Source organism: Paenibacillus sp. NPDC093718 (assembly GCF_050279985.1).
In the GTDB taxonomy this organism is placed as follows: domain Bacteria; phylum Bacillota; class Bacilli; order Paenibacillales; family Paenibacillaceae; genus Paenibacillus_AQ.
The window spans coordinates 393,152-415,609 of the sequence record NZ_JBNNUS010000002.1 but is presented as its reverse complement, the minus strand read 5'-3'; the positions used below and the strand labels follow the sequence as shown (position 1 = coordinate 415,609).

The 22,458-nt window shown below is 47.3% G+C and carries 16 protein-coding genes; 15 read left to right on the top strand and 1 reads right to left on the bottom strand.

Translation table 11 applies throughout. The annotated features are described in order from the left end of the window. Positions 1-20: 20 nt before the first annotated feature. From ACQKPA_RS07625 to ACQKPA_RS07595, 7 genes are all read left to right on the top strand, one after another. On the top strand, positions 21-197 hold the full coding sequence (locus tag ACQKPA_RS07625) for a hypothetical protein (protein WP_427490931.1): 177 nt from the start codon (positions 21-23) through the stop codon (positions 195-197). A gap of 6 nt (positions 198-203) precedes the next feature. Continuing rightward, the gene (locus ACQKPA_RS07620) at positions 204-386 is read left to right on the top strand and encodes a YxeA family protein (protein WP_427491694.1); all 183 of its coding nucleotides are present in this window, start codon (positions 204-206) and stop codon (positions 384-386) included. A gap of 26 nt (positions 387-412) precedes the next feature. Next, positions 413-2,617, top strand: coding sequence for a M1 family metallopeptidase (locus ACQKPA_RS07615; RefSeq protein WP_427490929.1), 2,205 nt, complete (start codon positions 413-415; stop codon positions 2,615-2,617). Positions 2,618-2,705: 88 nt separating this feature from the next. Next, positions 2,706-3,413: a response regulator transcription factor gene (locus ACQKPA_RS07610; RefSeq protein ID WP_427490927.1), complete on the top strand. Its 708-nt coding sequence runs from the start codon at positions 2,706-2,708 to the stop codon at positions 3,411-3,413. A 3-nt stretch (positions 3,414-3,416) separates the two neighbouring features. Then, the gene (locus tag ACQKPA_RS07605) at positions 3,417-4,838 is read left to right on the top strand and encodes a sensor histidine kinase (RefSeq protein ID WP_427490925.1); all 1,422 of its coding nucleotides are present in this window, start codon (positions 3,417-3,419) and stop codon (positions 4,836-4,838) included. A 104-nt stretch (positions 4,839-4,942) separates the two neighbouring features. Continuing rightward, on the top strand, positions 4,943-5,293 hold the full coding sequence (locus tag ACQKPA_RS07600) for a DUF2512 family protein (RefSeq protein WP_427490923.1): 351 nt from the start codon (positions 4,943-4,945) through the stop codon (positions 5,291-5,293). A gap of 208 nt (positions 5,294-5,501) precedes the next feature. Next, the gene (locus ACQKPA_RS07595) at positions 5,502-6,218 is read left to right on the top strand and encodes a DUF899 domain-containing protein (RefSeq protein WP_427490921.1); all 717 of its coding nucleotides are present in this window, start codon (positions 5,502-5,504) and stop codon (positions 6,216-6,218) included. 317 nt (positions 6,219-6,535) lie between these two features. On the opposite strand, the gene ACQKPA_RS07590 is transcribed toward ACQKPA_RS07595, so the two are convergent. Further along, a complete protein-coding gene (locus ACQKPA_RS07590) occupies positions 6,536-8,326 on the bottom strand; it encodes a hypothetical protein (RefSeq protein ID WP_427490919.1) in 1,791 nt (596 codons plus the stop codon). Positions 8,327-8,818: 492 nt separating this feature from the next. On the opposite strand from ACQKPA_RS07590, the gene ACQKPA_RS07585 reads away from it, so the two are divergent. From ACQKPA_RS07585 to ACQKPA_RS07550, 8 genes are all read left to right on the top strand, one after another. Then, positions 8,819-9,232 (top strand): YugN-like family protein, encoded by a 414-nt coding sequence (locus tag ACQKPA_RS07585; RefSeq protein WP_215155754.1) that lies wholly within the window; start codon positions 8,819-8,821, stop codon positions 9,230-9,232. Positions 9,233-9,503: 271 nt separating this feature from the next. Continuing rightward, positions 9,504-12,956, top strand: coding sequence for a glycoside hydrolase family 2 TIM barrel-domain containing protein (locus ACQKPA_RS07580; protein WP_427490917.1), 3,453 nt, complete (start codon positions 9,504-9,506; stop codon positions 12,954-12,956). 147 nt (positions 12,957-13,103) lie between these two features. Beyond that, complete coding sequence (locus tag ACQKPA_RS07575; protein ID WP_427490915.1) at positions 13,104-13,889, top strand: alpha/beta hydrolase; 786 nt, start codon at positions 13,104-13,106, stop codon at positions 13,887-13,889. Between the two features lie 93 nt (positions 13,890-13,982). Then, positions 13,983-16,367, top strand: a complete 2,385-nt coding sequence (locus ACQKPA_RS07570) for a polyprenyl synthetase family protein (RefSeq protein WP_427490913.1) — start codon at positions 13,983-13,985, stop codon at positions 16,365-16,367. A gap of 640 nt (positions 16,368-17,007) precedes the next feature. Further along, a complete protein-coding gene (locus tag ACQKPA_RS07565) occupies positions 17,008-18,345 on the top strand; it encodes a helix-turn-helix domain-containing protein (protein ID WP_427490911.1) in 1,338 nt (445 codons plus the stop codon). Positions 18,346-18,366: 21 nt separating this feature from the next. Then, positions 18,367-18,870, top strand: coding sequence for a VOC family protein (locus ACQKPA_RS07560; protein ID WP_427490909.1), 504 nt, complete (start codon positions 18,367-18,369; stop codon positions 18,868-18,870). Between the two features lie 422 nt (positions 18,871-19,292). Then, entirely contained in the window at positions 19,293-20,528 is a 1,236-nt protein-coding gene (locus ACQKPA_RS07555; RefSeq protein WP_427490907.1) for an RICIN domain-containing protein, read from the top strand. A gap of 130 nt (positions 20,529-20,658) precedes the next feature. Then, the gene (locus tag ACQKPA_RS07550; protein WP_427490905.1) at positions 20,659-22,257 is read left to right on the top strand and encodes an amidohydrolase; all 1,599 of its coding nucleotides are present in this window, start codon (positions 20,659-20,661) and stop codon (positions 22,255-22,257) included. Positions 22,258-22,458: the final 201 nt, after the last annotated feature.

Genomic DNA, 22,458 nt, shown 5'->3' with positions numbered 1-22,458 from the left:
AATCATAAAGGAGCACAGTCATGAAAAAAACGATGATCTTCGGGGGCATTCTTGTCGCCATCCTCATTGGATTTGTTGTATTCATTCAAAATGTGAACATCAATCGCCTCGGAACAGAATCATATTATGTGCAAATCCAAGATGGAAACCGAGTGGAAGACAAAGCGGATAACGGGGAGAAGTACATCTACTACTAGTACAACCTGGAGGGGTTCGACAAAGAAGGGGGCGCGAAGACGTTAACCTTTAGGGCAAACAAAGAGCTGCGAAAGGAAGCGTACTTGCGTTTATATGTTAAAGAAAAGGGTGTCAGTTCCTATCAAGAGGTACAGGCAAACGAAATTCCGGAAATAGCCAAGATGAAGCTTGCAACGTTAGGAAAATAAGGACGATATCAGAGGGAGAGAATAACGTGACTCACATAAAAGAAAGAACGACGAACCTATCAAAAAAGGCTATCATCGGCTCACTTGTTTTGACATTGACTGCATGCCCGCTCATCAGCGCGGGTAGTGCAGCTGCAAAAGCCGTTTCCCCTACTGCCATTTCGCAAATCTCAGCCAGCGTTGAAGCGCATGCACCGATTCAATATCATATCCAGGCGAGACTGAACGAGAAGAATATGACCATGCAGGGAAGCAGCATGGTTACATATCAAAACACCAGTGAGGATACGTTGAATCAGCTTGTATTTCATACCTATGCCGATGTCAACCGTTCGAAATCGACGCAGACGTCCATGTTTAAACGATCGAACGAAGAAATTAGCAGGAACCATCCGGATAAGAAGTCGGAAGATTTTCTTGGAGGCATTGATATTCAAGGAGTGAAAGCAAACGGCCAAGCTCTCGAGTTCCACAACAAAGATCAGGCTTTGACTATTCAATTGAAGAAGCCTTTACAACCGGGAGCAACGATAACGGTACATATGGACTTCACGCTGAACATTCCGTATGGTTCGCAGCGCTTATCGTATTACCAGGATATTGTGAATGGCGCTCACTGGTTTCCGGTCATGTCGGTCTATGATGAGGAGAAGCATCAATGGAACACAACCCCTTACAGTCCAACGTTCGAAACCGATTATTATACTTCCGCAGACTATGAAGTAGAGTTCAACGTTCCCGACGATTATCAAGTGGCGATGCCAGGCACGATAACGACACGGAATGACGTGGAATCCGGCCGCAAAGTCGTTTCCACAGTTGCCAACAATACAAGGGAATTCGTATTCTTTGCCAGTCCCAATTTCAAAATGGACAGCGTTACCCGCGACGGCTTGACGATCGAATATTTTTATTTTGATAACGATCCAGGAAAGAAACAGGTCATTGATCGGTATATCGATCAGGCATTTAAAGCCATTGCATTTTTTGGTGATAAATACGGTGCTTATCCTTATCCGGAATTCCGAATTGTCGAGTCGTACGTCGAGGGCGTGGCTATCGAATATTCACGGGTCATCCAAATGGGTCCAGTTCAGAGCCAGGCTGATCCGAAACAGGACACGGTATTCGTTCATGAAATCGCACATCAGTGGTTTCATGCTCTGATCGGGAACGATTCGGAGACGGAATCCTTCCTCGATGAAGGTTTTGCCGATTTTTCCATGGTGTATTTTGCCGAGAAGCAGGGGGATAAACTGAATGGCTTTAGATCCATTCAATTTGACGATTCCCCGGTGGAACTTGCCATTGCGTCAAACAATGATGAGGTGGGGGATTTGGCTAGTCCGGTTTATTACGATAAAGGCCGCCAAGCGATTTATCAATTGTACCGGTCCGTTGGTGAAGAGAAGTTTGACCACTTGATGAGGGAATATTTCAAGCGTTATGTATATAAAAATGCCACAATCGAGGGACTTCTCCAAACAATTGAAGACGTTCTCGGAAAAGAGGCGCGAATCGAAATGGCCACGGCACTTTATCAACCGGGTTTTGTTCTTAAGCCAGAATACCAACTGTCAGAAGAAGAGAGAACCGCATATATGCATGATCAGTTTCAATTGCTGTATCAATCTGCCTTTAACCAAAATCCAGGTTTGCCCTACGAAACGATGAGCCGTATTATGGAGAAGGCCCTCCAGGGAGAGCCGTTATCGATCGTTCTGAGTGATCAAGTAAGCAGTCCAACACGTAAGCAGAAAGAAGCCATGGTGAACCAGCTCACGATGCTTTTTGATATCAGCGGAGTGAAATATGACGTAATTCGGGATCGCCAGGTATTGAAAAAGAAATTGAAGAAGGAACTGGGGACAAGCAATTTGATCGTGATTGGCAACGGTAAATCGAACGGGGTGATCCAGGCGCTGAAATCCGGTATCATCGAGCGGGCCAACAAAATGGGCTTTGCCTGGAAGGATATCTTGAATCAACCAAGTGCTTCCGGAGCGTATGTGATCAAGCATCCATTCAATCAAAATCGCCTAATGCTGCACTATTTCTGGAATGGTGATCATGTAACAGATGCAGCCATGGAGACATACATGGCAAAAATGCAGGAATCTCTCGGATTCACGAGCGCTTTTTATCAGTACTATGTATTGGACAAGAATGGCAAGGTGGTGTTAGATAAACTGGAGGTGAATCCGCTATCGAAGTTTTTTGCGGAGGAGTAAGCTTTCTGTATGTCTTCCCGAGCCATGCTCTGTTGAATAGCAGCCTGGCAGGTGGGAAAAATGTTGGTTATAGCAGGGGGTGAACGAATTGGCGTTTGATCAAAAGGTACTTGTCGTTGATGATGAGGCGGATATTGTCAGGCTTCTTCAAACCGTGCTGATCAAGGAAGGCATCGACCAGGTGTATACTGCGGGAACAGCGGAAGCAGCATGGGTTGAATTCCAGAAATGGCAGCCTGATCTTGTTATTCTGGATATCATGCTCCCGGACGGAGAAGGATACGAAGTATGCAAGAAAATTCGCAGCGTCTCGAATGTTCCGATATTCTTCTTATCCGCCAAGACAGAAGAAATTGATAAAATCCTGGGATTCGCCATCGGCGGGGACGATTACATTACCAAGCCATTTAGTCCGAAGGAAGTGGCTTACCGGATCAAAGCCCGGTTTCGGAGACCGGATATTACGGAGCTTGCGGACAAACCGAATCGCGTGATGAAGAAAGGCCCCTTTGAATTAGATGAAGAGAAGGTAGAGCTGAAGAAGAACGGCAAAGTCATTCCACTAAAACCGAAAGAGCTGGGATTGCTCACGCTGCTGCTTAAACATCCGGGCCAGATCATCAGTAAGGAAAGTTTATATGATCAGGTATGGGGTGAGGAATTCTTCGGTTTTGATAATACCGTGATGGTTCACATCAGGAGGCTGCGGGAGAAAATAGAAGAGGACCCTTCCAATCCCCGCTATCTGCTTACGGTAAAAGGCCTTGGGTATAAGCTTGATGTAGAGGATGAATAAGGGATGAAGTGGAAGCTGACCGGCAGGTATCTGGTCTCCGTGGTTCTTATCGTCGTCATCGTTATTATTATGAACATCGTGGTGATTATCGGACTATTCATTCTTCAAGCGGTAAATGAGGATCTCCCTCTCTTAAATAGGCAAACCTCAGCAGAATCGATATCCCGATCCTTTCAGGAACATATCGTAATATCGGAATCGGGTGCTTCGATAAGCGAGAAGGGCAAGGAGATTCTGGAGCAGAATCAAGCGTGGGTTCAAATTCTGGATGAGGATGGCGGGGAAATCTACCGCTATCTTGCTCCGGAGGAGGCCAAAACGAAGTACGCCCCCATCGATATCGTGCAAATTTATAAGTATGTCGAGAAGGAAGTCCTTTCTACCGTCTTTATTGGTGAAAAAACAGGCTTCGAACATCGTTACAGTTACTTGGTTGGATTTACGTCCCCATACCTGGAGCGGCAAGTGTTAACCATCGATTCACGGAACTTCGTGCAGATATTTAAAATTTTTAGTGTATCCATCATCATTGTTGACGGATTCATCGCCTTATGTATCGCTTATATCTTCAGCAAGCGGCTGACCAAACCTATGTTTATCTTAATCGACAGCATTAAGCGTTTGGCTGGGCGTGATTATAACGTCTATCATCAACCTAAGGGGATATATAAGGACGTGTTCGCCAATATCAATCTTTTGTCCCAAGAGCTGAAATCAAGTGAGAAGGAAAGAAAGAAATTGGATGCGATGAAGGAAGAGTGGATCGGAAATATCTCGCATGATATCAAAACGCCGCTTGCTTCGATTCAAGGCTATGCGGAGATGATAAAGGACACGGAATATCAGTTCTCTATGGATGAAATACGGGATTACGCCGGGATCATCGAAGGAAAGTCCAAATATTTGCGAGACGTGATTGAGGACTTGAATCTGTCGACCCGCTTGAGGAATAAAGAGCTGACGTTAAATAAGAAAAATATAAACATCGTAAGCCTGGTACGCAATGTCGTCATCGATACCCTCAATGACCCCAGGTATGCCAACCGGGATATTGATTTTAGGAGCAGTCATGAGGTTATTAAAATGGAGGTTGACGATATTCTGATACGCCGAGCGATCAGCAATCTGATCTATAATGCAATTGTTCATAACCGCGAGGATATTTCGATCAAGGTCCAAGTCGAGAAGAATGAAGAGTCTATCCTGATTCGTGTAGAGGACAATGGAAAGGGCATTAAGCAGGAGGAGCTTGGAAGAATCTTCGATCGCTATTACCGTGGGACCAACACGGGAGAACTCCATAAGGGATCAGGTCTTGGCATGGCGATTACGCATGACATTGTTAGCGCGCATGGAGGACATATTCATGTTCATAGCACGGTGGGTCAAGGCACGGTTATGGAAATCAAACTGGTGCGTACTTAGAGTTGTCCGATGTAAATGATGGTTTTCCGACGTTTAAAGGACCATGGTCTGGAGTATTAATCATACAAGCAGGTTACACTACCGTTAAAAGGAGTGTATCGCTTATGAAACTGCTTGTTAAGCTATTGGTGCATGGAGTCTTGATTACGGCACTGCTGGTTGCGCTTACCGATGCTTCGTTCACAGGCGCTATCTTGACGGCATTAGGAATTGGCATCGTCGCTTATTTGGTGGGGGATTTATATATTCTGCCCCGAACCAGCAATATGATGGCAACAATTGCGGATGCCGGCTTAGTATTTGTGATGCTGTGGATCATCGGTGGAGTTGCAAACTGGTCTATTGATTTCTCGGAGGTCCTGCTGATTGCGGTACTTGCGGGAAGCTTTGAGTATTTGTATCATATGTGGCTCAGGGGCGAGCATTTGTTTGAAAAGAGACGGCGGGCTTCGTAAAACCAGAATGGAATATATGAAACAAACACATAACGCACGATCCGAAAAGAAGCCTGAAATCAGGCTTCTTTTTTTTTATATATCGAAAATAGAAGGTTTTGCTGAAAGGGCAAGGCTATAATTCTTGATATTTGAGCAATTGAGAAGAAATTCTTAGCTGCCATTAGAGATAAACTTAAGAAAATACATGAAAGGAGAGAATTTCATTATGAAAAATGGAGAAAATCATTTGCAGCTTCCAAAAGTCCTATCCCCGGATGATTGGCTATTGAATCGTAAGGATCTGATGGCCAAAGAGACAGGAGAGGAATTTCCCAAAATCGTGTCTCGGGACGAGTGGCTCGTGGCTCGTAAGGAATTGTTAGCCAAAGAGAACGAAGTTACCCATGAACCGGATGCGATGCTGGTTGAACGAAGAACCCTGCCAATGGTCGAGATGGACAAGGATTACGTCTTCGAAGGTCCGGACGGCAAGGCAAGACTGCTTGACTTGTTTGACGGTCGAAGTCAACTCATCGTCGGGCACTTCATGTTTGACCCGGACTGGGAACAGGGCTGCCCAGGCTGCTCGGCAGGTGCAGCCGAGATTTCGGATGACCACCTGAAGTTGATGCATGACCGTGACACCTCTTTTGTATACATCTCCCGTGCACCACTGGCAAAGATCGAGGCATACAGAGAGCGCAAGGGCTGGAGCTTCCCTTGGTACTCTTCGTATGGTAGTGATTTCAACTACGATTTCCACGTTACGCTGGATGAGGCTGTAACTCCTGTAGAATATAATTACCGCACCAAAGCGGAGTATGAGCAGGCAGGTAATCCACTAGACTTTGAAGGCAAGCAGTCGATTGAGCTGCCGGGAAGAAGCTGGTTTCTCCGGGTCGGCGATCGAGTCTTTCACACCTATTCTGCATATGACGGATAGTGAAGCAGACTGAAGCGCGAGATGCGTTTGACCGAATGCCTGGAATGCTCGTAAACAACTGGACCAGTCGGCCTTGTAGCATTGATGGTGAAGCCCATATTTCCAAAAAGGCCATTAATATATTTAAACAGCGATGCTGCCGAAGTGAATGATCGGCAGCATCGTTTGTTAAGTGCTGTGGAAACACTAGCGCAGTATAGGGTATAACAGCACGTAAAGTTATACCGCGCGCATAGGACGGGAGTCTGCGGAACATATAGAATAGCCCCGTTGCTCGAATAGGGCAACGGGGCTATTTTCACCTCAATTTAGGATATTCACGGTTTGGCATTCTTCCAATAAGCATACGCATGCACCACGCTACCGGTAAAGGAAGGAGAATCCTTCAATAAATCAGGCAGCTTGGCAAGCTCTTCTTCCATGTAACCTGCTCCTTCTTCATAGAAGGAAATATGATCGCCTTCATGGCTGGCTTTGATCTCCACGGAAATCTTGATCGGTTTGCCCAGCTCATCGGCATATGCAATCTCTTCCTTAGAGACCGCGACAATCCCGTTCGATCCTTCCGCTGTATCCCGGAAGGCCATGAGAGAAACATGGTCCATTCGGTTGATCATCCACTTGCTGAGTGACATATCTTGACCGGTAACTTTATATTTGTCGAGCCACACGGCCATATCCATGCTTGCTTCCAGGTTGGAGTCTTTTTTCAATTCCGTAACAAAGGCATCCAGATTCGCGGTCCATTCGGAAATAACCTGCTGCGAATTTTCTCTCCATGCAGGCAGCACATAAGGCTCAATGTCCAAATGAATGCCATGAAAACGCTCATTGCCTTCCACAGCGCGATTGTAGTTCTTCACATAATTGACCAATCGCATCATTCTGGGCCGGTTCTCCTCAAGTGCCCATATCGGATGGCCACCCATGGCATGAACCTCGATTCCGGCTGCAGCCGCTTGTTTAACAAACGACGAGTACGAACTGTACGGCTGCTCGAGGTCCAGCCTTACATACAGCCAGTTCAGGTTCTTCTCTTTCGCAAAATCAAGAATTTCCTGACTGTTTTGAATCACTTCATGGGCTTCCCATATATAGGTGCCTCTTACGATAGGGTCCCGTGTAACCGGATCCGCATCTGGCACGCGACCGCCTTCTCCCGGTTCAGGATTCGGATCGGGGACCGGTGATGGTGGAGTAGGTTCTTTATCGTCTGGCGGTACGCTCACATCATTAGACATGTTTTGCCAGTTGCGAATATCGTGGATAGCGATCCCGGCAAAGGAAGCATATGAACCGAGCGCACTGGACAGATGCTCCAATTTTGCGTTCATTCTTTCCTTACCATGTCCATAAAAGCTGGTGTAAGGCTCGCCCGGCATTTCCTTCGTGTTAACCCCAATGAGAATCCGCTTACCAAGCCTGTTGGCAAGCTCAAGCTCATCTCGCGTCAGGTCCAGAATGCCATGCTCGGATTCTACTTCGTTCCGATAGGCCATCACAGTAACATGGTCAAATGTTCCGATCAGCCATTCATTCAGACCGGTTCCATTACCCAAGGTGTATTGATCAAACCAGAAGGGGATGTCAATTCCGAGCTCCAGGTCGTTCCCGGATACTTGATTCAGGAACACCATAAGATTTTGTTCCCAGGTGCTAATGATTTTGTCCTGCTCATCCTCCCACTGGGCAAGTACATACGGCTCTATATCAAGGTGGATGCCGTCAAATTGGGCACCAGCCGAAACCTTGCCGTTATAGTTGATCACCCAATCGGCGAGTCCGAGCATATCCTCCCGATGTTCGGTGAGGGCCCATCTTGGATCTCCTCCTAAAGCATGCACCGCGATTTGATTCTCATGCGCACGCTGTATAAATGCCTCGTAAGTTTCGGACGGCATTTGACGATCAATCTGTAGGAAGATCAGATTAACTCCTTCTTCGCGGGAAAAATCAAGCAGTTCTTCGCCGCCATCCTGAATCAGATCCGTCTGCCAGATCCAAGTTGCTTTTGTTGTAGCATTTTCTCCATAAGCCGGGGTTTGAAGCCCCACCAGAAGCATGACAGCCAACAGGCCGGCAAGCATCGGGTAACCTTTTACTTTCATGTTTTCCCTCCGTTTCTCTGCGAGAACTCCACGTATTCTCTATTTAGTAAACGGGGTTATTATAGCATTGATGCCTCGAAAAAAGATGAGACCTTGTTCTTACGGGACAGGTGGCAAGGAATACATCGAACAGATGATCGGTTTAAAAGGAACTACGCTATATTTAGAAAAGTATAACTAAATCACATAAATTATATGAATTTGAACAAGATTAAGGCTAACTACTCAGGAAGAAAGTTGTGTTTTTGGCTTCGATATGGCCTAGTGTCACTGTTTATAATGAAGAGCATCATTAAATGTATCGGTTATGATGGAGATTTTAAAGCTTACATCATAGCGGCTAGTAATTTAAGGGAGAGGAGTCCCTAGTAGTAGCGGAAAGTGAGACTTTAGCATATGGAGTTGAATCGGATGTTGAATTCGTAAACCATATCCCGTATACGGTTTGGGATTCAAGTCCATCCTAGGACTAAAAACATAAGGTGGGCGCACATGATTAATTTGGAATCGAGATTGGAGAATATCGAAGACCGTTTTGTGAATATTGATACCTATCTATGCAAACATGATTTTACGTTAGCCGGAAATTGGGATTACAAGCATGGCTACCTGGACCGGCGGTTGGACCAGGAGCGGATGGTGTGGCTTCGGATCCCTTTTCTGGTCACCAAAGGCAGCTTGGATGGCGAATGCGGCGGTTGCCATGCTACGATAAAGCTTGGCCGTCCATTCGTGTTCAGACATATATACAATACGGGAACCGATAAGCATGCGGCACCTCGTTTATTAGGAGCTCTCTTTGATCAATTCCAGGCTCCGATCGACCCTGACGCATCGGTGGATGATATGTGGATTGAACAAGCAAGAAAAGTCTTGGACGAAGTGGAGACAGGGTACTTGCACTAACACTCGGCGCTCATCGAGGAGATCAGGTTTTCTTGATCTCTTTTTCATATTTACATCATAACAAGCAAGGAGCTCTGACGTTTGCTGCAGTCAAGGAGCTCCTTTTTGTATGGGTGATCAGAATAGGGGAATTAAAGAATATCCTTTGAAAACTATAGAACTTTCGTAAAAGCAGGCTCAAATGATAAAGCATCCTGGTATAGTTGGATAGACTGGCTTCCGTATGTGCCAACTTGGATCAATTAAATAAATGAAGAAGGTGAACTCACCCATGAACAAAAAAACATTATTTAATGAAGGATGGACATTTGCAAAAAGCAGTCTTGACCATACGGATTCGGCGAATCTTAAATTCCAACCCGTGGATATTCCCCATGATTGGCTTATTTATAACACGGAAAATTTATATGAAAACAGCATAGGCTGGTACCGGAAGCAATGGTCGTGGAATGGCGAAGGAACTCAGGTTCTACTGTGTTTTGACGGGGTGTATATGGATTCTTCCGTCTATGTCAATGGTCATAGCGTGGGTGACTGGAAATATGGCTATTCCTCCTTTGAACACGAAATCACGGATTTCCTGGTAGAAGGGGAGAATGATATCGTTGTGAAGGTTGTGTTTCAAAGTCCGAACAGTCGGTGGTATTCGGGCGCGGGCATCTATCGTAATGTGTGGTTAAAGATAAGGCAAGCGAACCATATCGCAACAGACGGCATTTATATATCAACAAAATCTCAGGAAAGTGGATGGTTGGTCGAAGTCGACACAGAATTGAATATCGTAGATGATGTGGTCATCAACCACACGCTCCAGAAGGATGGTCAGAGGATCGCAGAGGTGTCCCATCGCGTCAACGCTAGCAGCGCTGGCAATTTAACGGATACGCAAACTCTAGCTGTTGGGCGTCCACGGCTCTGGAGCCCGGATGAACCTCATCTGTATCAGTTGGTTACCGAGATGCGGGTGACTGGAATGGATCTTCCGGCAGATCGGCACGATGAAATGATAGAATCGGTATCGCACAACGTGGGATTCCGCCATATTCAGCTTGATCCGAATCAGGGGTTCCTCCTGAACGGCCGCAAACTGAAATTGAACGGCGTATGCGAGCATCATGATCTCGGAGCTCTGGGTGCAGCGTTTAACAGAACGGCCTTTGCCAGAAGGTTTGCTATTCTGAAAGACATGGGAGTTAATGCGATCCGCACCGCTCACAATATGCCTGCCAAAGAATGGATGGATCTTGCGGATGAAATGGGGCTGCTGATCGTATCGGAAGCCTTTGATATGTGGGAACGACCGAAAACCCCTTATGATTATGCAAGGTTTTTCCCGGATTGGGTTCAGCGCGACGTGAAGAGCTGGGTCAAACGGGATCGGAACCATCCGTCCCTTATGATGTGGAGTATCGGGAATGAAATATATGATACCCATGCGGATGAGAGGGGTCAGGATATAACAAGAATGCTGCTGGCAGAGGTCCAGCGACACGATCCCAAGCAAAATGCAAGCGTTACCATCGGATCGAATTATATGCCTTGGGAGAACGCTCAGCTATGTGCCGATATCGTAAAGGTGGCAGGTTATAACTATGCCGAGAAGTATTACGAGAAGCATCATCTGGAACATCCGGATTGGATCATCTATGGCAGCGAGACCGCATCGGTCGTACAAAGCCGAGGCATCTATCATTTCCCATTTGAAAAGTCCATTCTGGCCGATGACGACGAGCAGTGTTCCTCCCTTGGAAACAGCTCGACAAGTTGGGGGGCGAAATCGGCGGAGGCCTGCATTTTGGCTGAGCGAGACATGCCTTTCTCGCTGGGACAGTTTATATGGACCGGATTCGATTATATTGGAGAACCTACACCGTATCATACCAAAAACTCTTATTTCGGACAGATTGATACGGCAACCTTCAAGAAGGATTCTTATTATATCTATCAAGCAGCCTGGACGGATTATAAAACGAAGCCCATGGTTCATCTGCTGCCATACTGGGATTTCAACGACGGCCAAATGATCGATGTGCGCATCTGTTCCAATGCGCCAACCGTCGAGCTGCAGCTTAATGGGGAAACCATCGGTAAGCATGATATTGACCATGCACACGGAAGACAGCTGGTGGGTTGGTGGAAGATTCCTTATGCAAAAGGCGAATTGAAAGCGATCGCTTATGATGAAGCTGGCCGTCTCGTAGCTGTGCATACAAGAACCTCTTTTGGCGATGCCAAACGTATTGTTTTGTGCCCGGATAAAGAAGAATTAACAGCCGATGGAACAGATCTCATCTTCCTGGAAATTAAGATGGAGGATGAGGACGGCCATGCCGTCGAGAACGCGAATAACCGGGTGGAGGTCCATGTTACGGGTGCCGGGCGATTGCTTGGACTCGATAACGGAGACAGCACGGATTACGATCCGTACAAAGGCCGGAGCCGAAGATTGTTCAGCGGCAAGCTGATGGCCATCATCGGAGCCACATTGGAGCCTGGCCCAATTCGAATCGAAGTGTCTACCAATGGTTTGGAGAGTCGATGCCTACATCTGACATCCATCCCCGCGCAGGATAAAAAGATAAAGGGCATATCGGCAAGCCTGAATAACGAAGAGGGGCCGTGTCTGACAGGGAACATGCTCGAGCTTCCGCTTCGCAAGATTGAACTGATCAGCGAAGGAGGTCAATCATTTCATCCGTCCAATCGGCAAATGGTGGTGCGTGCCATGTTACATCCGCCGGAAACCTCTTATCAAGAGGTCGAATGGGCTGTCGTAAATGATGCCGGCATCGAATCCAATATCGCCAGTGTGGAATCCGATGGTCATGAAGCCATCGTAACTGCTCTTGGCGACGGTGAGTTTCGTTTGAGATGTACGAGTCGGAACGGGACGGATAAAACCAAGCTCATCTCCCAGCTTGAATTTCAAGTTGCCGGTTTGGGTGCGGCCTACAAAGACCCATACTCCTTCATTTCCGCAGGACTGTATGATTACAGTCAAGGTGATGTGGGAAACGGGAACGAAAGAGGCGTAGCTACGAGCAGAGACGGCGAGACGCAAGTCGGATTTCGGGACATCGATTTCGGTCCCCATGGCTCCGATACGATCACCATTCCGATATTTGCACTTTCAAGCGAAGCGTACTCGCTGCAAATCTGGGAAGGCATGCCTGGTGAGGAGGGCAGCTCCTTGCTGGCCGACTGCATTTATCAGAAAGAGTCCAAGTGGAATGTGTATCAGGAAGAAACCTACCGGTTGTCCAAGAAGCTGCGCGGCATCACGTCAATATGCTTTGTCCTGCGCCAGAAGGTGCACATCAAAGGATTTTATTTTCAGGCGGGGAATCGAGCCTTCGAGCAGAATTATGCCGCAGATGGTGATCGAATCTACGGAGATACCTTTACGATTATGGATGACAAGGCTGTTGAAGGTATAGGAAATAATGTTTCCCTCGAGTTTGACCTAATGGATTTCTCAGAAGCAGGCACTTCAAAACTGATTGTGTACGGGCGCTCGGCCATAGATAAGAACACGATTCATATCCGGTTTGCCAATTCGACGGGAGAAAGCAATCAGCTTGTTGAATTTACGCAGACTGATGGATACGAAGAGCAAGTGTTCGATCTGGAGCATGTGAACGGCAAACAGAAGGTGACGTTCATCTTCCTGCCGGGAAGCCAGTTTGATTTTGGCTGGTTCCGGTTTGTACGATCAGATTCATAATACAAGGGGTGATCGAGGCTGCTGATCCAATCGGCAGCCTTCTTTTGTTATGAATTGAGGTAAGATCCATCTGAACGGATCGATAGGATTTTAATTAACCCTGCGGTATAATTAAATAATCGACATACCTGGATGGAAGGGAACGTGATGGAAATGAAGCAAACCAATAAACCGAGGAGCAAAAGAAGGCTCAGGATTGTCATATGGACCCTGTCTATATTAGCCATTATTACCATAGCAGCAAGTGTCCTACTGGATTCCCGTACTTACAAACCGCTCGATGAAGCGAAAGCGGTGTTTCAAAGTGATACGAAAGTAGTTGTCGAACACCTCAAGGACGGCTATCGTTTCGAGCCGGTGGGCGGGGAGGTGATCCAGCCGGACATTATTTTTTATCCGGGTGGATTGGTGGAGCCCGAAAGCTATGCGCCTTTTGCCAAGAGAATGGCGGAGAAGGGGTACCGCGTGTACATTGCATCCATGCCTTTGAATCTCGCCGTATTCGGACAGAATAAGGCGGATTCGTTCATATCGGAGCATCAAGGCAGCCGTTATGTCATTGGCGGGCATTCCTTAGGTGGTGTTATTGCTGCGAGATATGCTTCTGAACATGCGGATGTCATTGACGGGGTTTACTTCATGGCATCTTATGCGGATGATGGAGGCAAGCTAAACGGATTGAATATGTCCGCGCTCCAGATCACCGGTACGCAGGATGGCGTTCTTGATCGAACAGAGTGGGAAGCTGCAAGAAAGAATCTGCCGGAGGATACGACATACGTGGATATTGCGGGAGGCAATCACGGACAATTCGGTTCTTACGGTTTTCAAAAGGGAGACAACGAAGCTTCCTTAACCGCAGCAGAGCAGTTGATCGAAGTGACGGAAGCCATGGACCTCTGGATCCAGGGCCTCGATTCGTTTCAACGCTGAAACTGAAATGTAACCCGATTGAAACTTCTACGTATATAGGTTATAAACATGGGTACATGTTAAACACTTAAAGAAGTTGAGGGATTCCATCATATGAATGTGGCGTATACAGACTATGCCGATACGGGATATCGGCGGGCTGAGCAGAAGGCAGCTCAGTATTTTGCATCACTTTATGTACAGGTTAAGGAAAAGAGTTATGTGCCGACCCTGACAGAGGACATTCTAATATGGAAAAGGAAGCATATTCATCGTCCTTCATGGCTGTCTTTTTTATCGCGGGGAAAGAAGAAACCGGATAGCCGGGATTATCATAAATATATCGGATGGCTTCATTATACAGGTGAATTGGATGATTACTTGGATCGAAGCATTTCCTATATTTATATGAGAGACCTGGGGATGGACCTGGATTCGCCTAACACGAAGGCCCGAATTCGGCGCGTTGCCCACGATACCAAAAAACTTCTGCTTCGCCCTACCAATAGGAACGGTGGAGGTACGCCGGATTACATGAGTTTGACCGGGCTGTACCGATGGGCCCAGAAGGAAGGCATCGAGAATGCCGTGATTTGGGTCATTAACAAACTGAAGCACGTGGCGACCCATATTCCGGAGGAGATGGATGCGGACCAAGCTCAACGCAAATTGATTAAAATTATCGTTGGCGTTGTTATGCACGTCATCGAGGATATGAGTGTCGAGACATCGCCTGCGGAGCGCTCAGCCCGCCTTGATGATGCTATCCGGCTGGGATATTCCTACGGGTTGACCTATCCTTTTATAGACGATCTGCTCGATTCAAGGGTACTTAACGCTCAAGAGAAGGAACAGTACTCCCAGATGATACGTCAGGCGCTCCTTACTGGAACGGTACCGGAGCTTGGGCAGTGGAGCGGGAAAAACATGGATCTCGTTCAATTCGTTCATAAAGAGCTTCGGGATGCATTTGAGTATATTCAGGGACACCAACGCCCGGAAACGCAGCATGCTTTTTTCGAGCAGTCTAATGTGTTTTTTCATTCCCAGCATATTGACCGCGTTAAGGATCTGTGCAATCCCAATTACAGTAACGAGGAATTATATCTGCCAATCATCCTGAAATCATCGTCCTCCCGTTTGATCGTCCGTTCCGTCATCAGCGCTTCGGCGGATGAAGGCTTTGAGGACCGGACCTTCTTCTACGGTATCTACAACCAGCTGGCCGATGATTTTGCCGATATGTTTCAGGATATGGAAGACGGAGCGGTAACCCCGTATACTTACTATTTAAAATATCGCGGTCAGCGTACGGATCTTATCAATCCTTATGAAATGTACTGGGCGGTTATTTCCCATCTGATTCATGAGGTGTATCATTCGGACGCCAAGACGCGAGAGGTGATGCTAGACCGGGCCATTAATGGCCTGAAGCGTTGTAAGGAACGGGTCGGTGCTGAGAAATATAACGAAATCATGGATATTTTTGCATCCGGTAACCCGGAGTTCAATCGACTTGTCCAGAAAATGGTTCGAACAGCCGATCAGGTGGATTTCTTCGATAAGTTGCTGCGAGACCAGATGGTTACGGTGCTCCGAAACGAGCGGAAGGAAAAGGATTTTTTTATCGATACCTTTAAAACCGTTCGAAATGAGATTAACAACAGCTTGCAAATCGCGAAGCCCCTTGGCATTCCACCCATGAAAGAGTCGCTGATTGACGCCGCCAATTATACGCTCGAAGGGGACGGCAAACGTCTAAGACCTATCTTGACTTGGGTCATGGCCGTCAATGAATACGGTCTGCAAGCTTCCGCCATCGTGCCGCTGCTAAGGTCGCTTGAATACATGCACACCGCTTCCTTGATATTCGATGATTTGCCGTCCCAGGATAACGCCTCTACCCGTAGAGGACGACCGACCCTGCATCGGGTTCATGATAGCGCCACGGCGGAAATCACCGGTTTGTTCCTGATTCAGAAGGCTATCGAAGAACAATCGTCCCTTGAAGGGTTTGATCCCAAAACGGTATTAAAGCTGATTCAATATTCGTCTCAGCGAGCGGGAGATATGTGTTCGGGCCAGGCGATGGATTTGAATTCAAAAGGGAAGGCATTGTCTTTGGAGGAACTGAATACGGTATGTTATTACAAGACGGGCATTGCCTTCGAGGCATCTCTCGTTATGCCTGCCATCCTCGCTCAGGTGAAAGAGACCGAAATTGCGACACTGAAGAAATTCGCCTACCATGCGGGCATTGCCTTTCAGATTCAGGATGATTTGCTTGATGTGCAGGGCGATATGGAGCAGCTCGGGAAACCCGGAGGACAGGATGCGGAGAATAATACATCGACCTTTGTGAGCATTTTGGGTCAGGAAAGCGCCAGTCGGGAAATGTGGGAGCATTATTGCCTGGCTATGGAGGCGCTGCAGGAGATGCCGCGCAATACGGCGTTTCTCAAACATTTATTAAATTACATGGTAAATCGAGATCGTTAAATTGCTTCTACTATATTGTTAATATTCAATAATGAGGAAATATCCCGAGAGGAAGTGTTGGCGTGAATGCCAGCACTTTTTTTGGTTATGGCATTTGTTTAGGCCATGCTTGCTGCAAGCGTGTTACAAGGATGGTATTGTGCAAAAGCAGCAACACAGAAGAAATACAACTTATTCCCTAAAGATATAATAAGCCCTATGATACGCTTCTAGCCAGCGACCTGCCGCCGATTGAAAGAGCGTTCCGTCTGAGCACGCCGATTAGTATCATTGTTGGCGAACAAAGTCCTGTTTCCATGCTGGAGGTTGGAAAGCAGTTAAGCCGAGCTATTCCAAACGCCCAAAACACGATCCTAGAGGGCCAAGACCATATGCCGGATCCGGAATTGTTGCTGCCATTACTCTCAAGCTTTCTTGACAAGTAGTTGAAGTGGATAAGAATAAAAGGCATCCACCCGGAATGCCTTTTTTAACATTTCGTCGGAATTAGCATTACTCTCGTCGTCAATCAAGAGAATGCTTTTTTGTATTCGTAGTGGCGAGATTGTTTTTTGATAAAAAAGTACAGTTCTTGCTGCATGGAATTTGGTATGATGACCTCATAGCCAATCCACATAGATAGGGGGCAACACGACTTGAAATGCAGAGCGGTGAAATCGTTCAACGCGCCATTGATTATATCGAAGATCATCTGACGGAATCACTGACACTTGAGGAGATTGCCGGCGTGGCGGCCATGTCGCTGCCCAATTTATACCGTTTGTTTCATAGCCTAACGGGACACCCCATTAAGGAATACATACGTAAACGCAGAATTAACGAAGCCGCTAACTGCTTGCGGGATAGCGACTTGCCGACCATCGATATCGGGTATCGCTGCGGGTTTGAGTCGTATCCCACATTCATTAAAACCTTCAAGAGGCTCACGGGACAGACTCCAGGACAATACCGAAGATCCCAGGTGGTTTACAGCTTCGAACGGATGAATCTGAATGAGCATATAAGCTATTTGGAAGAGCGGGACTTATCTGAACGATTTCCTGAAGTAAGGGTTATCCGTCTGAATCCTCAGCAAGGGATCGGCCATTTATTCGTTTCTGAGTATGAGGAGGGTATAGAAACCGCTGCGATCGAGCATTTTCGCGAACGATTGTCATCACACCGTATCGATCTCAATGGGCTGAGGCTCTTCGGTTGGAACGTGGACATGAAAGGTGAAACCAAGCCCTTTGGTTATCAACTGCTGGCTGTAGGCTCGAGGGACCAAGCCGAGATGATGAAGCATTCGGAGCTTTATTCTATGGCGATTGATGGCGGATTGTATGCAGTGGCTCGAACGCCGTCGGTAGCGGAAGACAGTATTCAAAACACCTGGAACCGTTTGTACTCCGAGTGGCTACCCCGCAGCGTGTTTGAGCAAGGAAAGCATGAGTTCATTGAAGAATATGCGCTGAACCGGGATCTAATCGTTCGGATGAAGCTTTATCTTCCGGTGGAACGAATTAAGCAGGTGAAACCTATTGAAATCGTGCTGTTGTCTTCGCTTAAGGTGATGCGTTTTCGAAGGACGGGGGTAGACTGCGTCAAACAAGCGGATGAAGCTTCCATTGCCTGGTTATGCCGCAATGGATTGATGGAAGATTCGCGGATTCGCGTGTTCATGCACTGTGACGGTGGACTACTGGACGAATGCTCTACTTATGAGGTTTATATAGCTCCTCCTGAGGATTTTCTTCCTTCCTATGAAGAAGCAGATCTGCAAGTTGAGCTGGAAGGCGGAATGTATGCTTGTCTGGAGTCAGGTGCCGCTGGCACGATGACAGGTGTACTTGAAAGAGTGGATCGATGGCTCGATATGTCAACCGAGTATAGGCCGGATCCAGGACGCTTTTGGTATGCGAGTTATCTGCCTAAAGAAGAGACGGATCACGGGATTATCAGAGTGAAGTGTTATGTTCCTGTTCAAATCATGTCATGAGCATAAGAATGGAGGGAGTTCATGGGCCGATTGCCTATCGAAAGAGTGCAGCCGGAAGGGTATCGTCCGTTTACGACACCACGCGTGTTAAAAATGATACATGGAGGCAAAACAATGAGCGAACAAGTGCGTGATAATCACAACCATGCAAAGGTAAGTCCAATTAAGAACAAAGTGGGCAGCATATTCATCCCGGTTCGGGATATCGAAAGGTCGCGCAGCTGGTACTGCCGTGTACTCGGAATAGCGGAAGATGATTGCCAGGTGATGAATGGTCATTTATGCCCTTTGCCCATGGAAGGAACGGGCGTGATTCTGGATACCATGCCGAAGTGGGGAGGAGATCAGCCGGGCGGAGCCCCATCTATCGATACTCCTGCGTTCATGCTGCTGACAGAGGACTTGGAAGGATCTTTAGCCTACATGAAAAAGCACGGTGTGGAGCTCGTCACGGAAATTGAACATAATCAATGGTTCGTCGTAAAGGATCCCGATGGAAACAAACTTATGATATGTCGTGAATAGGTACGGACGACATCAGCTTACGATTACATTAAAAGGGAATATCAAACTTTGGGGTGTTCCATTCACTGAAAAAACATTGGTGGTCGTAAAAGGTGGATATTGAGGAAATTCTAAGCCGGTGCTTGCAGCCGGCTTTTTTTGATAGATAAGGATCTATTGAATGCAGATTATAAATGTAAAAAAATATAAATTGAGGTTGATAGTGGTATATAATGAACCTATAATGGGAATTTAAGCGCATTATTTTACGTAATGTCCTCGAACAACAAGTGAATCTACCATCATAGATTGGTTGTATGGCAAATCATAGAGAACGAGAAAGCGAGGTGACTCGAAGCTTAGTAGACGGTTCGCTAGAAGAACAGCTATGAGGTGCACTAGTATCCATGAAGCCTTTAACTCGATCAAAATTAGGAGGGAACATGATGCTAAGAAAAGGAATAAGTGTCGTTATACTGTTCAGTCTTCTGGTCGTTCTATTGCCTGTCAACAAAGGCGATGCCGCACCGAACTGGAATTTGGTATGGAGTGACGAGTTCAATGGGACCTCGCTCAACAGAGCCTATTGGACACCGGAAATCGGTACCGGCAGCGGCGGATGGGGAAACAATGAGCTGCAGTATTATACCGACCGGGCACAGAATGTTCAGGTAACTGGAGGTAACCTTGTCATTACAGCACAGAAGGAATCCTACGGAGGGATGAATTACACTTCTGCCCGGCTCAAAACCCAAGATTTGAAGAGCTTTACTTACGGGAAAGTAGAGGCGCGGATCAAGCTGCCATCGGGTCAAGGTCTATGGCCGGCCTTCTGGATGCTGGGAAGCAATATCAGTTCGGTTGGCTGGCCGAAAAGCGGAGAAATTGACATTATGGAACGGGTAAACCATAACTCTTACGTGAATGGTACCGTACACTGGGATGCAGGAGGGCATGCCGAATATGGACGAGTATCCGGCAATTTGGATTTCTCCCAGTTCCATGTCTACAGCATAGAGTGGGATTCCAAATATATTCGTTGGTTTGTAGACGGTCAGCAGTTCAATGAATTCTATATTGAGAATGGAACCGGCAATACCGAGGAATTCCAGCGCCCGTTCTTTATATTATTGAATCTTGCAGTCGGCGGAAATTGGCCTGGAAGCCCGAACAATTCCACGCCGTTCCCATCGCAGATGCTGGTGGATTATGTACGTGTGTATCAGGACACGGGAGCATCGAACGTGATCAGTGATGGGATTTACACGATCGCTTCCAAGGCGAGCGGGAAAGTGATGGATGTTGTGGATGTCTCCACGGCAAGCGGAGCCAAGATACAGCAGTGGACCAACTACGTCGCCAATAATCAAAGGTTCAGAGTAGAAAGCACCGGAGACGGATACTACAAGCTCACAGCCGTGCATAGCGGAAAAGTTCTCGATGTGCCGAATTCGTCTACATCCACTGGCGTTCAGCTGCAGCAATGGGACGATAATGGATCGAATGCGCAGCGATGGAGGATCGTTGATGTTGGCGGAGGGTATTACAAACTTGTGTCCAAAGTAAGCGGACTGGCAGTCGATGTAGCCAGTGCCTCCACAGCAGATGGGGCGGTTGTCCAGCAGTGGACGGATAATGATACGGATGCGCAGAAGTGGATGTTCACCAAAATTAACTAAGCTTGGACAAGCAGCTCCGTGAGGGGCTGCTTGTTTGGTTATGAAGAAGGTTGGCTTAGTCCTGTTCCGACTGACGAGCTGCATGCCTGTTTGGTATAATGGATGGAAAAATCCGGAGGAATCAGGAAACATGCAACCAGTTTTTTTTACGAACGGAAAACTCTTTTTACCCCATAGCGCTTCGACAGCGGATTCGATATATGTGGAAGACGGAATCATTCGTGCTATTGGAAGCGCAGCCGACCTGCGACTTCAGCTGGCGGATCGGAAGTATCGAACGGTGGATTGGGATGGCGCCTTCGTTTTACCTGGCCTGGTCGATGCGCATATGCATCTCGGTATGCATGGACTGAAGCTTGGCATGCTTGACTTCACCGAGGCGACCTCCAAGGAAGAGATGCTGGCTATGCTTAGGGAAAGGGTCGCGGTTACCCAGCCTGGGGAGTGGATCATGGGGTTGAACTGGAATGAGCATAACTTTCCAGACCATCAGATTCCGAGCATGCAGGAACTCGACGAAATTACAACGGAACATCCAGTCTATCTTACTAGGACCTGTTTCCATGCTTATCTGGTTAATTCGGAAGCCTTCCGAAGAGCGGGTATTACATCAGACACGTCAGATCCGGTATCCGGCGCTTTCGGCCGGGATGCCGATGGCCGGTTAAACGGCCGCATCTACGAGAATGCATCGATACCTTTTGCCATGGTACAGCCGGAGCCTGATCCCGCCAGGCTGAAATTAGCGATGCTGGAGGCATGCCGTGATGCGCTGCGTTTAGGCCTTACGGCAGCTCATACGGAGGATATCCGTTTGCTTGGAAGTGTTGAAGCAATGCAGCGGATTCATAGAGAGCTAAGAGAGGAGGGACTGCACTTTCGTACCCATCAGCTGATGTTTCATGGTTATCTTGATGAAATGAGAGAGCTGGGCCTTAAGCCGGGCACCGGCAACGATTGGAACCGTATTGGGGCTGTTAAATTATTCGCGGACGGAGCGGTTGGCGGAAGAACGGCACTGCTGAAGGAACCTTACCATGATGCGCCTCATACTAGGGGGCTGGCTATGCATACTTTAGAGGAGCTAAGGGAGATCGTTGGCAGAGCGCGTCATCTGTGCTTTCCCGTTGCTTTTCATGCGATTGGGGACGGCGCGGCAGAGTTGATGACGGATGTGCTTGAATTTTATCCATTAAGCCGGGATTCGAAACTTCCGGACCGATTTATCCATGCCCAAATTGTACATCCGGATACGGTGAAGCGAATGAGTAAGCTGAATCTCGCCGTTGACCTGCAGCCCCGGTTTGTAGCCAGCGATTTCCCTTGGGTGCTGGAGCGTGTGGGCCCTGATCGGACAAGCTATTTGTATGCGTGGAAGAAGTGGCTGCGTTCCGGTCTGCCTTGTTCCGGAGGAAGTGATGCTCCCATAGAGCCGCTGAGTCCGCTGCTCGGGATTCATGCTGCAATGACGAGACGGAAGCCGGAAGAGAGACATGATGGATATCTGCCGGAGGAGAAGCTGACCTTAACAGAATCGATTGAATTGTTTACGCTCGGCGGCGCCAAGGCGGCGGGAGAATCAGGGCAGCGGGGAACGATAGCAATAGGGAAATATGCCGATTTTACCGTTGTGGATCGTTGCTTGCATGATGCTATGGATCCGGATGAACTGCTGAAGACGAAGATCAGAATGACGATTGTGAACGGAGAAATCGGTTATTCGCAGTAACTTATCCAATCGAGCAGTCCAGCAAAGGACTTGCTCGATTTGTATTTATGGACGATTTTTAATGACACAAAGATGGGTTATCGACTTGAGCCTTACTCGACGACATGGTATATTGTGAAGTTGCCGGCAAAATCGTCGCACAACATGAGGGGATGATCTTAAGCAAACGCAAGTGGAGATAAGAGAACATGTGAGTTATCC